Source organism: Scandinavium lactucae, from assembly GCF_033843265.1.
Lineage (GTDB): Bacteria > Pseudomonadota > Gammaproteobacteria > Enterobacterales > Enterobacteriaceae > Scandinavium > Scandinavium lactucae.
On the sequence record NZ_JAWXRD010000035.1, the window covers coordinates 1 to 14,427 of the forward strand.

Here is a 14,427-nt window from a genome sequence, read left to right on the forward strand (position 1 = left end):
AACCTGCGACCAATTGATTAAAAGTCAACTGCTCTACCAACTGAGCTAACGACCCACTATTTTCGCGGCTTTCAGGATGTTTGATATCCCTTGGCAACGGCGGCATATATTACTGGTTTCAGATTTGAGCGCAACTAAAATTTCGAACAACATTGCTTAACTGCTTATGATTCATGCGGCATGACCAGAAATACTTCAATTTCAGGTCATGCCATAGGCATCAGAGCCCACTCAGGCGTTTTTGCGCCTGTTTTGCGCCTTCTGTGCCCGGGTATTTAGTGACAACCTGCTGATAAACCGCTTTGGCTTTCGCAGTATCACCTTTGTCCTGCATGATAACGCCGACTTTAAACATCGCGTCAGCCGCTTTCGGTGATTTCGGGTAATTTTTCACCACTGAGGCGAAATAATACGCCGCATCATCTTTTTTACCCTTGTTGTAATTCAACTGTCCGAGCCAATAATTGGCATTCGGCTGATAGGTTGAATCTGGGTATTTTTTGACGAAGTTCTGAAACGCCGCAATCGCGTCATCCTGGCGAGATGCATCTTTCACCAGCGCAATTGCCGCATTGTAATCCGTATTGGCATCACCGCTCTGAACGGGCACACCGGACGCAGCTGCGCCTGTTGCCGGTGCTGGAGTGGCGGTTGCCGCTGCTGACCCGCTCTGGTCGCCCGCAGCAGGCTGTGCCTGTGCCGCATTCCCGCCGCTGCTTATACCATCAAGCTGCGTCTGGATTTGCTTCTGGCGTTCGACCGCCTGATTGAGCTGGTACTGGCTCTCCTGGATTTGACCACGCAGAGAATCAATATCGGCCTGGTTATCCTGGAGTTGCTGTTGGAGTTGGGTCAAAAGTTGACTGTGAGCGTTCGAAATACGCTCGAGTTGGGTGACACGGTCTTCGACCGAGCCTGAGCCGACACTACTGATTGGCGCCTGAGCATTAGCGGCCCAAGGGGCCGCTATGCCAACCAGTAACGACAGACTCAACAGGTGATGTCTGAAGTTACTGCTCATGCAATTCTCTTAGTAAACCAGTACGGCACGACGGTTTTTGGAGTAAGCCGCTTCGTCGTGACCCAGTACTGCAGGTTTTTCTTTACCGTAAGAAACGATGGAGATCTGGTCAGCAGAAACGCCTTTACCCTGCAGGTACATTTTAACAGCGTTTGCACGACGTTCGCCCAGCGCGATGTTGTACTCAGGAGTACCACGTTCGTCAGCATGACCTTCTACGGTGACTTTGTAAGACGGGTTGCTACGCAGGAAGTTAGCGTGCGCATCCAGCATTGCAGCGAAGTCAGAACGGATATCGTACTTGTCGAGATCGAAGTAAACGATGTTGTTCTGCTGCAGCTGCTGCATCTGCAGACGAGCCTGCTCTTCGGAAGACATGTTGCCTTGACCGTTAGCATCCATACCAGTGCCGGCACCCATCATGCCTTCACCGCTCTGATCGTTGCTGGCATTCTTGTTGGAAGAACACGCCGCGATAGCCATAACTGGCAGAGCGATCATCAGTCCTTTCAGCACTTTGTTCAGTTGCATTTCTTTGATTCCTATAATATTCAATTAATTATTATTACAGATACGGCGACCAAGCAGGGAATTTGACCTGTCCATCAGTCGCCGGAAGACGCGCTTTGAAACGCCCATCTGTAGAAACCAGATTCAGCACAGATCCCATCCCCTGAGAAGAGCTGTAGATAACCATTGTGCCGTTAGGTGCCAGACTTGGCGTTTCATCCAGGAACGTTGACGACAGAACCTGCACGCCACCCGCTACCAGATCTTGTTTGGCAATGTGCTGCTGGCCATTCGCCGAGCTCACCATTACCATGAACTTACCGTCAGTGCTCACATCAGCATCCTGGTTCTGAGCGCCTTCCCAGGAAATACGCTGCGGAGTCCCGCCGTTAACATTAACTTTATATACTTGTGGACGACCGGCCTGGTCAGAGGTAAAGGCCAAATTCTGGCTGTCCGGGAACCAGCTTGGTTCCGTGTTGTTGCTGCGACCGTTGGTCACCTGGCTGATTTGACCCGAGCCGATATCCATCACGTACAGGTTCAGGCTACCGGTTTTCGACAGGGCGAAGGCCAGTTTAGAACCATCCGGAGAGAAGGTTGGCGCACCGTTGTGCTGCGGGAACGAAGCAACCTGACGAATCGCACCGTTTGCCAGGGTCTGGATAACCAGCGCGGAACGACCGCTTTCGAAGGTAACGTAAGCCAGTTTAGAACCGTCAGGTGACCAGGCAGGCGACATCAGCGGCTGCGGTGAACGGTGAACCACAAACTGGTTGTAACCATCGTAGTCAGATACGCGCAGCTCATACGGGAACTGACCGCCGTTGGTCTGAACCACATACGCGATACGGGTACGGAACGCACCTTTAATACCGGTCAGCTTCTCGAACACTTCATCACTCGCAGTGTGTCCAGCATAACGCAGCCACTGCTTGTTCACTTTGTACGAGTTCTGTGCCAGAACGGTACCCGGCGCACCACCGGTATCAACCAGCTGATAAGCCACGGTGTAGGAACCGTCTGGGTTAGGCGTTACCTGACCGACAACCACGGCGTCAATACCGAGCGCAGACCATGCCGCCGGTTGAACTTCCTGTGCGCTACCCGGCTGCTGAGGCAGACGAGAACGATCCAGCGGGTTGAATTTACCGCTATTGCGCAGGTCAGCCGCGACAATGCCACCGACATCTTCAGGTGCCGCACCCGGACCCGCCCATTTGAACGGCGCAACGCCGATTGGGCGCGCCGAGTCGACCCCTTGGGTGATCTCGATACGTACTTCTGCGTGCAGCACAGCTGCCCACAGCATCAGAAAACCAAATGCTACTCGTAATGCCTGCTTCATCATATCTCCCTTATCCAGGCGAAAAGCCCACGATAATTTAGCAGAATGTTAACAAACTCAAATACACAAAACTACCAAAACCCTGTGACTTGCCTGGTTCATTTCCCCCTGTAGAGACAGGGGAAAATGCGTTACGGTTTGAAGTCCAGCGGCGCGTTCTTGAACACTTCATACACGGCTTCTGATGGCGGTTTCGGGAACCTCGCTTGTCTTGCTGCAGCCAGAGCCGCAGTACACAGCGCCGGATCCCCACCTTCAGAGGTGATATTTGCCAGCGTGCCATCCGTATTCAGTTTGATGCGCAGCGTACACACTTTACCCGTGTACGAAGAAGCATCATAAAAACGACTTTCAATTGCCGCTTTTATCTGTCCGGCATAGTTACTGATATCCGCGCCTGAAGCGCCATTGTTCTTAGTGTTACCGCTTCCGGCGGCGGTGGCATTATTTCCTTTCGCCCCACCCCCGGTTTTCGGTGCATTCTTACCTGAACTGAGGTCACCCAGCAGGTCATCAACACCGGAAGCATCTTTTGCTTCAGCCGCTTTCTTCGCGGCGGCCGCTTTTGCTGCTTTCGCCGCAGCGGCTTTCTCAGCGGCGGCCTTCTCGGCAGCGGCGGCTTTGGCGGCAGCGGCGGCTTTGGCGGCAGCGGCTTTTTCAGCGGCAGCGGCTTTCTTCGCGGCTTCCGCGGCGGCTTTCTTCTCTGCGTCCTGCTGAGCTTTCTTCGCTGCTTCGGCTTCGGCTTTCTTCTGTGCGTCAGCAGCGGCTTTTGCAGCTTCTGCTTCTGCTTTTTTCTGTGCATCCGCAGCTGCTTTCTTCGCCGCTTCAGCCGCGACTTTAGCCTGGCTATCCGCTTTGGCTTTCGCCAGCGCGGCAGCTTTTACTGCGGCTTCTTCTGCCTGTTTCTGCTGTTCCTGCGCTTGTTTGGCAGCCTGTTCCGCTTGTTTCTGCGCATCAGCCTGCTTGCTGGCTTCTTCCTGTGCCTTCAAACGTTCTTTTTCGAGCTGTTTCAAACGCTCCTGCTCGGCGGCCTGCTTTTCACGCATCTCCTCCGCCTGCTGCTGCGCCTGTTTCTCGCGCTGCGCTTCGGCACGACGTGCGCTGGCCTGCTGATTCTGTTGACGATTATAGTTCTGTACGACCGCACCTGGATCGACCATCACCGCGTCAATAGACGAGCCACCGCCACCGCCTGCCGAAGCATCTATGTGCTCATCGAACGAACTCCAAATCAGCAGTGCAATCAAAATGATATGCAGAATGACTGAGATGATAATCGCGCGTTTAAGCTTTTCGTTTTGTTGCTCGGTTGCCTTTGACACTCTCGGTTCCCAAAAACTGTTAGCCTGTTAGCCGGGTCAGATTGGCTGGGTCATTAAGCCCACTGATTTCACACCCGCGCTGTGCAACAGGTTCAGCGCTTTAATGATTTCATCGTACGGCACATCTTTCGCACCACCGATTAAGAAGACCGTCTTCGGATTCTGCTGCAAATGACGCTGGGCTTCAGCAACCACCTGCTCCGGCGGCAATTGTGGCAGTTTTTCCTGACCCACATTGACGCTGTACTGTCCGACACCGGAAACTTCCACAATCACTGGCGGATCGTCATTAGTACTGACGGCCTGCGATTCCGTCGCATCAGGAAGATCGACCTCGACGCTCTGGGTAATGATCGGCGCTGTCGCCATGAAGATCAGCAGCAGCACCAGCAACACATCCAGCAGCGGAACGATGTTGATTTCGGACTTCAGCTCGCGACGCGCGCGTCTACGTGCTCTGGCCATGGCTTACCCCTTGTTGCTTTCGCTGCTGGTAAACGCCTGACGGTGCAGAATCGCGGTGAACTCTTCCATAAAGTTGTCGTAGTTCTGCTCCAGTTTATTCACACGCTGGTTCAGGCGGTTATACGCCATGACCGCGGGAATGGCTGCGAACAGACCAATCGCAGTGGCGATCAGCGCTTCTGCGATACCCGGTGCAACCATTTGCAGCGTCGCCTGCTTAACCGCGCCCAGCGCGATAAAGGCGTGCATGATCCCCCACACCGTACCGAACAGACCGATGTATGGGCTGATAGAACCGACAGTGCCAAGGAAGGGAATGTGGTTTTCAAGATTTTCCAGTTCGCGGTTCATGGAAATGCGCATCGCACGCGAGGCACCTTCCACAATCGCTTCCGGCGCGTGGCTGTTCGCCCGATGCAACCGTGCGAACTCTTTAAAGCCGCTATAGAAAATCTGTTCGGAACCGGCCAGGTTGTCGCGACGACTCTGGCTTTCCTGGTACAGACGAGACAGTTCGATCCCAGACCAGAACTTGTCTTCGAAGGCTTCCGCTTCGCGGCCAGCCGTATTGAGGATGCGCGTTCTCTGGATGATGATAGCCCAGGAAGCGATTGAAAAACCAATTAAGATGAACATGATAAGTTTAACCAGAAGGCTAGCCTTCAGGAACAAATCAAGGATATTCATTTCAGTCACTGCTTAAACTCCGCGACAATAGACTTGGGAAGCGCACGAGGCTTCATTAAGAGTGGATCAACGCAGACAATCAGCACCTCAGCTTCGTTAAGTACCTTGTTTTCTGCATTGACTATCCGCTGCGTGAACACCAGAGAGGTACCCCGCATCGCTGTAATTTCCGTTTGGACTTCGAGCATGTCATCGAGTCTGGCGGCGGCGAAATACTCCAGCGTCATCTTGCGCACCACGAAGGCTACGCGTTCAGCTAACAGAACCTGCTGACTGAAGTGATGGTGGCGCAGCATCTCAGTGCGTGCTCTTTCATAGAAAGCGACGTAACTGGCGTGGTAGACCACACCCCCGGCGTCTGTGTCTTCATAATAGACACGAACCGGCCATCGAAATATATACTTACTCATTCAGGCTGCCTCTTTGTTGGCTACGACGCATCATGAACGGTTTTGTATACAGCGTTGTATTCACTTTACATCCCGGTAATGCAAAAGATATGTGGGGCTTTCAAACTTCGCTACTATACGCGCGGGAATGCTGGTTTGGAATGGGGGAAAGTAAACGGAGAGTAAATTTTTATGGGCTCGAACAAGCCCATAGCGATTAACGGATGTTTCTGAATCAGGCGTAAAAGAAAAACAGTCCGGCGAGGAGTACAAGGTCGGCAATCAGCGGGCAGAAAATCCCCTGCCAGTGAATCGCCTTCGGGCGGAAACCCACGCCATGAATGACGCCAGCACAAACGGCCCACATGATGAGAAAGCCGTGCCAGATTTCCAGCGAACTGGTTTTCGCCGCAAAGCGCGACGGGTCCCAGAAGATACAGCCTGCCAACACTAATGCCATCAGCAACGAAAGGGCCCTTAACGGGCCCTTATCCATTACCGCATATAACATCGCGATAATTTTAGTCATTAATGATCTTCTTGTTTTCCAGACTCAATGTGCTCGAGCGCCAGGGCGGTGATCACGCCAAATGCACAAGCCAGAAGCGTCCCCAGAATCCATGCGAAGTACCACATATGTTGCTCCTTACTTAGTACAGAGAATGGGTGTTGCGTTCAATGTCGTCTTTGGTGATACGACCGAACATTTTCCAGTAACACCATGCGGTGTAGAGCAGGATAATCGGTACGAACACCATCGCCGCGTAGGTCATCACGTTCAGCGTAAGCTGGCTGGACGTCGCATCCCACATGGTCAGACTGGCTTTCAACATCGTGCTGGACGGCATAATGAACGGGAACATCGCCACGCCAGCGGTCAGGATGATGCAGGCCAGCGTCAGCGAGGAGAAGATAAACGCCCACGCGCCTTTGTCCATACGAGACATCACGATAGTCAGCAGCGGCAATACCACGCCGAGTGCCGGAATCGCCCACAGGATTGGCATGTTGTTAAAGTTCACCAGCCAGGCCCCTGCTTCACGCGCGACTTCTTTGGTCAGCGGGTTAGACGCAGCGGTATGATCAAGGGTAGACGTCACCACATAACCATCAATACCGTACATCACCCAAACACCAGCCAACGCGAAGCATACCAGCGTCACCAGTGCCGCAATCTGCGAGGTGGTACGGGTGCGCAGATGCAGCTCGCCCACGGTACGCATTTGCAGGTAGGTCGCGCCCTGAGTCAGGATCATCGCCACGCTGACAATACCGGCCAGCAGACCAAACGGGTTCAGCAGCTGGAAGAAGTTACCGGTGTAGTACAGACGCATGTATTCATCGAGGTGGAACGGCACGCCCTGCAACAGGTTGCCGAAGGCCACGCCAATCACCAGCGGCGGCACGAAGCTACCGATGAAGATGCCCCAGTCCCACAGGTTACGCCAGCGGGTGTCTTCAATCTTGGAACGGTAATCAAAACCGACCGGACGGAAGAACAAGGATGCCAGCACGAGGATCATCGCCACATAGAAGCCGGAGAACGCAGCGGCGTAGACCATCGGCCAGGCCGCGAACAGCGCGCCGCCTGCGGTGATCAGCCACACCTGGTTACCGTCCCAGTGCGGGGCGATCGAGTTGATCATGATTCGACGCTCGGTGTCAGTACGACCGAGGATACGGGTGAGCATGCCCACCCCCATGTCGAAGCCATCGGCGACTGCAAAACCGATCAGCAGAATGCCAACCAGCAGCCACCAGATAAAACGCAATACTTCATAATCGAACATTTGACGACTCCTGTCTTAGCGTGCCGGCTGAGTAGACGCTGGGGTCTGCTCATAGTGGTAACGACCGGTTTTCAGGCTGCTGGGTCCCAGACGGGCAAACTTGAACATCAGGAACAGTTCAGCAATCAGGAACAGGGTGTACAGACCGCAGATCAGGAACATGGAGAACAGCAGATCACCTGTTGTCAGGGATGAGTTCGCCACTGCCGTCGGCAGCACCTCACCAATCGCCCATGGCTGACGACCGTACTCTGCAACAAACCAGCCGGACTCGATAGCAATCCACGGTAATGGGATCCCGTACAGCGCGGTACGCAGCAGCCATTTTTTCTCACCGATACGGTTACGAAGCACCGTCCAGAAGGACGCAGCGATAATCAGCAGCATGATGATGCCGCAGCCAACCATGATACGGAACGCGAAGTACAGCGGCGCGACGCGAGGAATCGAGTCTTTGGTCGCCTGCTGAATCTGTGCTTCCGTCGCATCGGACACGTTCGGGGTATAGCGTTTCAACAACAGACCGTAACCGAGGTCTTTTTTCACGTGGTTGAATTGATCGCGAACAGTCTGATCGGCAGAGCCAGAACGCAACTGCTCCAGCAGAGAGTAGGCTTTCATCCCGTTACGGATACGCTCTTCATGCTGCACCATCAGGTCTTTCAGGCCAGTGACCTGCTTATCGACCGAACGGGTGGCAATGATGCCGAGCGCGTAAGGAATTTGAATAGCGAAGTGGTTTTCTTGCTTATCCTGGTCAGGAATACCAAACAGGGTAAACGACGCCGGTGCCGGCTGGGTTTCCCACTCGGCTTCAATCGCCGCCAGTTTGGTTTTCTGCACGTCACCCATTTCGTAACCGGATTCATCACCCAGCACGATAACGGAGAGGATAGCCGCCATACCAAAGCTTGCTGCAATGGCGAAGGAGCGTTTCGCAAACGCGAAGTCACGGCCGCGCAGCATATAGTAAGAGCTGATACCCAGAATGAACATCGCGCCACACACGTAGCCAGACGCCACGGTATGCACGAATTTCACCTGAGCAACAGGGTTCAGGACGAGCTCAGAGAAGCTCACCATCTCCATGCGCATGGTTTCGAAGTTGAAGTCAGACGCGACCGGGTTTTGCATCCAGCCGTTCGCCACCAGGATCCACAGCGCGGACATGTTGGAACCCAACGCCACGAGCCAGGTTACGGCCATATGCTGGACTTTGCCCAAGCGGTCCCAACCGAAGAAGAACAGACCTACAAAGGTGGATTCGAGGAAGAAGGCCATCAGACCTTCAATGGCCAGTGGCGCACCGAAGATATCGCCCACGTAGTGGGAATAGTAAGACCAGTTAGTCCCGAACTGGAACTCCATGGTCAGGCCGGTTGCGACCCCCAGAGCGAAGTTGATACCAAACAACTTGCCCCAGAACTTGGTCATATCTTTATAAATCTGTTTGCCGGAAAGGACGTAAACCGTTTCCATGATGGCCAGCAGGAACGCCATACCGAGCGTCAGTGGCACAAAAAGGAAGTGGTACATCGCGGTCAAGGCAAACTGTAAGCGCGACAGTTCGACTATATCTAACATCATGACTCCTTGCTCATCGCATGAAGACTCCGAGAGTGGATCCCGTTAGAAAGGATTCACACGCATGCCCCAATACAAATTTATTTGCTTCCCGCTACGTTATCGTTGCCACTAAGTAGAAACGATGATGAGCAAAGGTTACAAATACGTTAATAAAAAACCCAAATTGATCCCTTGAATATATTACGCCGTAAAACCCTTACAATAAACAGGTTTTTCTTGAACCCGTTTTACGTTTTCCGACGCTGATCAATATATAGCTAAGATGCCACATTTCGACCACTTTGATCCGCGACAATTTACCGCTTTCTGGCGCTTTTTTCCAAGGATTACATATTGATTTAAATCAATTTTACAAAGACGTGTTAATTGTGTATGCATTTAATAACGCATAGTGAAATCAATGTTAAAAACATGTTTTCATCATGACATTGATAGTTATCAAATAAGGCGATATTAGAATGCTTCTGCATTCATTTTTAGCCCTTAAGCGGGCCGGAAGGAAAAAATGAGGCCACAGGTGCGCCACGGCGGGAGTTGCTCATCTTTTTGCACTGCAAGTATAGCCTCTTTTTATTACATTTCATTCACCCCAATGGATTTAAAAATTAACACCGCAGATTGATTACCTGTAGAAACAAAAAAGCCACGCATTGCATGGCCATGAATCGTTTGCTGCGTTGTTAATCAATCTGGACGACCCAGCTCCGCGATTGTCCCGCTCTGAAGCTGACCGCTTTATCAAGAATGTCACTCCCCTGCCCCGTCGGTTGCTCGTCCATCCCGACCTCGTGGCTGCGGGATGCAGGGCGACAGAACATCACCCTGGATTCACAAGGTTCACTGTCAGACGGGTTAAACAGGCGGATAACCAACGCCTCGCTGTCCTCGGCTTTCTTCAATACGCTCAGCTGGCATCCGGTGGCGGGCATCGTAAACAGGCTGTAGCGTTGCGGGACGTCGATCGCAGTGCGATTAAGCTTCATCGCATCCCATGGAATTTTGTTGTAGCACAGCACCGGTGTCAGCCAGCTGCGCGCCTGCTGAGCCACCCCCGCATCCAGTGCAGAACCCCTGAATGGCATCAGGCTAAAGCGGGCCCGCAGTTCGCCGCGAACCTGAGAATCCGGAACCGGCATTTTTATCCCTGAAGGACGGCCAGGGCGCAGCAGCAGATCCTCTTTCCCGAGCAGCCCCACCCCGCGCAGTAAAGTCAGCGCAAACACACTCTGTGTCTCACCGATGATCTCCACCTCGCGTAGACCTTCCGTAAACAGCGCCAGCCCGCGCTGCTCCTGCTGAAATGCGGCCCCCTCTTTTAACACGGCATAGTTGAGGAAATTCCAGACCGGCACCGGGGCCTCTTTCCAGCCTTCGGCCTGCCAGACCTGCATCGCCTCGTCCTGAACCGGGCGAGTGAGCGACCCAAACTGAGTGTCCGTTAGCACATTATCGGTTTTGAACGGCACCGGGATACGAATCCGGACGCGGTGATCGTCCGCCTGGTTAACCACGCAGACCTCAAACTCGACCCGACGACTGTCGTGATTCAGCGTCACCGTCGTTTCCATCGCCAGCGTTCCGCCGGTTATACGGGCTGAACGTTCCGCCAGATTGCGCGGCACGGCCAGGGTGGAACGTATCACCGCCCTGCTCTGCCACGCGTCGTGCGCCACCGTATGACAATGCTGGCCTTCCCGGCTGGTGAGTAACCACTCTTCTCGCGAGGGCGAATAGTCATACTCATCCCCATCGTCGGAGCCGTCTTCAAATTCCAGCACCCGGTCATAAACCAGACCGCTCTCTTTATCTTCCATCTTTAGCGTGCCATCCCGGTTCAGGCTGATACGCCAGCAGCTGTTTTCCAGCAGCGCATCGCTCTGCTTCGGCACGCTAACCTGCTGACCTTCCTCGCCCGGCAGCACGTGCAACGTGAGCCACCCCATCGCCGGGAGCACCTGGCGCAACTGAATGTCGTACTCCATAAACGGCTCGTAGTTGCCGTAATGGACAATCTGACGATCCACCAGGCCCGGATCAATTTCACGGCTGGCGCGAATGAAATACGCCACTTCCTGCCCGTCGCTATCGACCAGACGGAAACGGCTGGCACGCAGGCGGAGTGTGGTGTTGACCACTTCATCGCGCGGCCACGGCATCAGGTTAAACAGGGTCAGTTTGTCGCCTTCGCTCAGCGCCATGTTGTCGACGATTTTGCGCATGTAGAACGTAATGAGGCTGTCGGCCATGTCTTCCGCCAGCCAGAAGCGGCTCATGATTTCCCGATGCACCTTGTCGCTACAGCAGCAGCCGATGCTGTCATGGGCGTGATTTTTGAGGATCTCCTTCCACATTTTCTCCAGCAGGCCGTGGTGATACTCAAACCCGAGCGTCCACGCCAGGGTTGCCAGCGGCTCGAGCAAATTGACGATTTTGTTTTCGATACGTGCGTGGGCGATTTTGATGTCCATCCGCGTCGAACCAATGGTGCGATGCACACGCATATACTTCCCGTCGTTGAACTCGCCGGTCAGCGTGGCAAGCACGTCGCGCTGCTGCTCAATACGCTCAAAGACCTCTTCAAAGCGGCTCATCACAAATTCACGCTGTGGATAGATCTCCCGCAGCTTATCCATCACCGCAAAAATGTTCTGCTGGAGCGGCATCTGGTCGTGGCCGTTCGGCAATAAAATCTCTTTGGTCTGCGAGGCGTTTTCCAGCACCTCGAAATAGCTGTCGAGACGTTTTCGCAGGCCCGCTTCGTCCTCCGGTAAGTACTTACCAATCGCGTAGCCCAGCGGCAGCACCTGCGCCGCGACTTCGCTGCCGTCCTGACTCTGCCACAGGAATTCCGTTTTATCGGTGCCGTGACGCTCCGAACAGCCACGCCAGAACATTGCCCGCTTAATACCAAAGCCGTTATAGATGTGCGGCAGCTGGCCCGACATGCCAAACGAATCCGGCAAATAACCAATTTTCATCGGCTCGCCGAACGCCAGGCAATCGCGCATCCCGTACATCAAATTACGTACGATGGATTCCCCGGCGACGATGGTGGTGTCAGTCTGCGTGTACCACGGGCCGATAATCAGCTTTCCGGCCTGTACCAGAGCTTTCACCCGCTCACGGCTGTCGGGTTTCACCGCGAAGTAATCTTCCAGAATCGCGGTCTGCCCATCGAGCACGTAGTATTTGTATTCGGCGTCCTGCTCCAGACGGGTCAGGATCTCTTCCATATTATTGACCAGCAAAATGCGTGATGCTTCGGTGGTGAAATACCACTCGCGGTCCCAGTGCATATGCGGCGTGATGTGTACGCGAGATACAGCTTTCATCTTCATATCCTGTTCAGTTAAGGCAATACGCTGTCGGGAAGGTATTTACCGGCTTTCACCGCCTGGCGACGCCAGAGGACCAGCACGCTGGTCGAGATAGCCGCGCCGATCAGCGCAGACGCAAACCAGCCGCTGGCGGCGAGCACCCCGCCGAGCCCACCGTCATGCAGCAGGAATAGCGAGAAAATGCCTGCTCCCGGGGTAGAAAGACCGATATTCATCGAGCCCACCAGCGCCCCGGTGACCATCGAACCGATGACGAACGACCCAATAACCCGGAGCGGATCTTCAATCGCCATTGGGATAGCCCCTTCGGTGATCCCCGCCAGGCCCAAAAGCCAGGTGGATTTGCCGGTTTCGATTTCGAAGGTTTTAAACAGTCGCGGTGCAATCATCGTGGAGGCCGTCACCGTAAAGGCCGATACCATTTTGACCGAGGCGAAAATCGCATACGGACCGTACACGCCGTTGGCCATCGCCCCGAGGCAAAATGCATAGGAGGCTTTGTTCACCGGGCCGCCGAGATCGAACGAGCACATAAACCCGAGGATCGCCCCCAGCAGCAGTGCGTTGGTGCCTGACAGGCCGTTGAGCCACAGGGTCAGGCCGTTGTTGATCCACGCTACCGGTTCGCCGACCACAAACAGCATCAGGCTCCCCGCGCCGAGGGTGCCGATCACCGGGTAGAGGTAAAAGGTCAGAAAACCGTTATAGCGGCTGTTGAGCCGAAGATGATTTTTCACCCAGCGCATCAGATAGCCCGCGATAAGCCCCCCCGCTATCGCACCGAGGAAACCGGAGCCAATCATGTTAGCCGCCAGCCCTGCGGCAAAGCCCGGAGCCAGCGCAGGCTTATCGGCCAGCGAATAGGCGGTGTAGGCCGCCAAGACTGGCACCATTAACACGCCGAGCATTCCGCCACCCAGTTTGCGGTACATCCACAGCCATGAGTTTTCCTGATCGAATAAATGCTGTAAGCCGAGCATCTGTGCGAGCAAAACCGCCACCGCCAGCACGGTTCCGCCTGCCACAATCAGCGGCACGGCAAAAGAAATCCCGCTTAACAGCGCCTGTTTCAGTTCGGTTTTGACGCTTTTCTTCTCCATGCTGTCGCATTGCGGCTGGCGGTTCTCGCCTGACGTTTTAAGGGTCAGCGCCTGCTCAATCAGTTTTTCTGCATGCCGGATAGGCTCAGCCACCGGCACCGACAGGGACGGAATACCGGAAAAACGGTCCGCCTCTTTGATAGCCACTTCGGCGGCAAAAATGCAGGCCTGAGCAGAGTTAAGCTGTTCAGCCGTCAGGCGGTTTTCGATCCCGTTGGCACCCTGGCGTTCAACGTAAACATTGACCCCAAGTTTCTGCCCGGCCTTTTCCAGATATTCCGCCGCCATATAAGTGTGGGCGATGCCCGCCGGACACGCGGTGACGCAGACCACCACCGGCGCATCCTGCTTCTGCGCGGGCTGCGCATTGATAAGCGGTGTATCCAGGGCCTGCAACAATTGCTCCGCCGTGGTGGCTGAACACACTGCCGCCCGCACGTCGTCATCCACCAACCGGGAGGTTAACGCCGTGAGCAGCTGCATGTGGGTGGACCCCGCCTGCGCGGGTGGGATCGCCAGTAACACGATCAGATTGACCTCTTCTTCACCGTCAACGCCTTCCCACAAAATCGGCTGCGATAACGTGGCGACGGCGAAAGCGGCTTCTGTTACCGCCTCACTTTTCCCGTGCGGCACCGCCAGCCCTTCCCCGAGTGCGGTCGGCCCTTCGCTCTCGCGGGCAAACACATCGTGAAGAAAATCGTCAAGACAGGAAATTTTACCCAGCCGCGCCAGCCGTTCGGCCAGCGCCCGGATAGCCTCGTCACGGGCAGTGAACGTCGCCTGCAGGCAGAGCGCGTCCGGGTGCGTTAATGTCGTCAGGTTCATCACGATCCTCACTGTGAAGGTGAAAGTACGGTCAAAGTGCCG

The 14,427-nt window shown here is 54.5% G+C and carries 13 protein-coding genes; all 13 read right to left on the bottom strand.

What is annotated here, in order from left to right:
- Nucleotides 1–220: 220 nt before the first annotated feature.
- The 13 genes from cpoB to mngA all read right to left on the bottom strand — a co-directional run bounded on the left by cpoB (nucleotide 221) and on the right by mngA (nucleotide 14,385).
- Nucleotides 221–1,021 (bottom strand): cell division protein CpoB, encoded by an 801-nt coding sequence (cpoB, locus tag SIK69_RS15205; protein ID WP_319629137.1) that lies wholly within the window; start codon nucleotides 1,019–1,021, stop codon nucleotides 221–223.
- A gap of 9 nt (nucleotides 1,022–1,030) precedes the next feature.
- Entirely contained in the window at nucleotides 1,031–1,552 is a 522-nt protein-coding gene (gene pal, locus SIK69_RS15210) for a peptidoglycan-associated lipoprotein Pal (protein WP_319629136.1), read from the bottom strand.
- A gap of 34 nt (nucleotides 1,553–1,586) precedes the next feature.
- Entirely contained in the window at nucleotides 1,587–2,879 is a 1,293-nt protein-coding gene (tolB, locus tag SIK69_RS15215; RefSeq protein WP_319629135.1) for a Tol-Pal system beta propeller repeat protein TolB, read from the bottom strand.
- 131 nt (nucleotides 2,880–3,010) lie between these two features.
- Nucleotides 3,011–4,201, bottom strand: a complete 1,191-nt coding sequence (gene tolA / locus SIK69_RS15220) for a cell envelope integrity protein TolA (protein ID WP_319786461.1) — start codon at nucleotides 4,199–4,201, stop codon at nucleotides 3,011–3,013.
- 36 nt (nucleotides 4,202–4,237) lie between these two features.
- Nucleotides 4,238–4,666 carry a colicin uptake protein TolR gene (tolR, locus tag SIK69_RS15225; protein WP_319629133.1) on the bottom strand — a complete coding sequence of 143 codons (429 nt, stop codon included), beginning with the start codon at nucleotides 4,664–4,666 and terminating at the stop codon, nucleotides 4,238–4,240.
- Between the two features lie 3 nt (nucleotides 4,667–4,669).
- Nucleotides 4,670–5,362, bottom strand: coding sequence for a Tol-Pal system protein TolQ (tolQ, locus tag SIK69_RS15230; protein WP_319629132.1), 693 nt, complete (start codon nucleotides 5,360–5,362; stop codon nucleotides 4,670–4,672).
- Nucleotides 5,359–5,763, bottom strand: a complete 405-nt coding sequence (ybgC, locus tag SIK69_RS15235) for a tol-pal system-associated acyl-CoA thioesterase (protein ID WP_319629131.1) — start codon at nucleotides 5,761–5,763, stop codon at nucleotides 5,359–5,361. The genes tolQ and ybgC overlap by 4 nt, the downstream gene beginning before the upstream one ends.
- Before the next feature lie 214 nt (nucleotides 5,764–5,977).
- On the bottom strand, nucleotides 5,978–6,271 hold the full coding sequence (gene ybgE / locus SIK69_RS15240) for a cyd operon protein YbgE (protein WP_319629130.1): 294 nt from the start codon (nucleotides 6,269–6,271) through the stop codon (nucleotides 5,978–5,980).
- On the bottom strand, nucleotides 6,271–6,378 hold the full coding sequence (cydX, locus tag SIK69_RS15245) for a cytochrome bd-I oxidase subunit CydX (protein WP_319629129.1): 108 nt from the start codon (nucleotides 6,376–6,378) through the stop codon (nucleotides 6,271–6,273). Before cydX ends, ybgE begins: the two co-directional genes overlap by 1 nt.
- A gap of 14 nt (nucleotides 6,379–6,392) precedes the next feature.
- Nucleotides 6,393–7,532: a cytochrome d ubiquinol oxidase subunit II gene (gene cydB, locus SIK69_RS15250; protein ID WP_319629128.1), complete on the bottom strand. Its 1,140-nt coding sequence runs from the start codon at nucleotides 7,530–7,532 to the stop codon at nucleotides 6,393–6,395.
- A gap of 15 nt (nucleotides 7,533–7,547) precedes the next feature.
- Complete coding sequence (gene cydA / locus SIK69_RS15255; RefSeq protein WP_319629138.1) at nucleotides 7,548–9,116, bottom strand: cytochrome ubiquinol oxidase subunit I; 1,569 nt, start codon at nucleotides 9,114–9,116, stop codon at nucleotides 7,548–7,550.
- Between the two features lie 683 nt (nucleotides 9,117–9,799).
- Nucleotides 9,800–12,451, bottom strand: a complete 2,652-nt coding sequence (gene mngB, locus SIK69_RS15260) for a mannosylglycerate hydrolase (RefSeq protein WP_319786462.1) — start codon at nucleotides 12,449–12,451, stop codon at nucleotides 9,800–9,802.
- 17 nt (nucleotides 12,452–12,468) lie between these two features.
- Nucleotides 12,469–14,385 carry a PTS 2-O-a-mannosyl-D-glycerate transporter subunit IIABC gene (gene mngA, locus SIK69_RS15265; protein ID WP_319629126.1) on the bottom strand — a complete coding sequence of 639 codons (1,917 nt, stop codon included), beginning with the start codon at nucleotides 14,383–14,385 and terminating at the stop codon, nucleotides 12,469–12,471.
- Between the last annotated feature and the right edge of the window lie 42 nt (nucleotides 14,386–14,427).

Bases quoted from the DNA above. Each gene is read 5' to 3' on its own strand.
- cpoB (WP_319629137.1), bottom strand. From the start codon at position 1,021: ATGAGCAGTAACTTCAGACATCACCTGTTGAGTCTGTCGTTACTGGTT.
- pal (WP_319629136.1), bottom strand. From the start codon at position 1,552: ATGCAACTGAACAAAGTGCTGAAAGGACTGATGATCGCTCTGCCAGTT.
- tolB (WP_319629135.1), bottom strand. From the start codon at position 2,879: ATGAAGCAGGCATTACGAGTAGCATTTGGTTTTCTGATGCTGTGGGCA.
- tolR (WP_319629133.1), bottom strand. From the start codon at position 4,666: ATGGCCAGAGCACGTAGACGCGCGCGTCGCGAGCTGAAGTCCGAAATC.
- ybgC (WP_319629131.1), bottom strand. From the start codon at position 5,763: ATGAGTAAGTATATATTTCGATGGCCGGTTCGTGTCTATTATGAAGAC.
- ybgE (WP_319629130.1), bottom strand. From the start codon at position 6,271: ATGACTAAAATTATCGCGATGTTATATGCGGTAATGGATAAGGGCCCG.
- cydX (WP_319629129.1), bottom strand. From the start codon at position 6,378: ATGTGGTACTTCGCATGGATTCTGGGGACGCTTCTGGCTTGTGCATTT.
- cydB (WP_319629128.1), bottom strand. From the start codon at position 7,532: ATGTTCGATTATGAAGTATTGCGTTTTATCTGGTGGCTGCTGGTTGGC.
- cydA (WP_319629138.1), bottom strand. From the start codon at position 9,116: ATGTTAGATATAGTCGAACTGTCGCGCTTACAGTTTGCCTTGACCGCG.
- mngB (WP_319786462.1), bottom strand. From the start codon at position 12,451: ATGAAAGCTGTATCTCGCGTACACATCACGCCGCATATGCACTGGGAC.
- mngA (WP_319629126.1), bottom strand. From the start codon at position 14,385: ATGAACCTGACGACATTAACGCACCCGGACGCGCTCTGCCTGCAGGCG.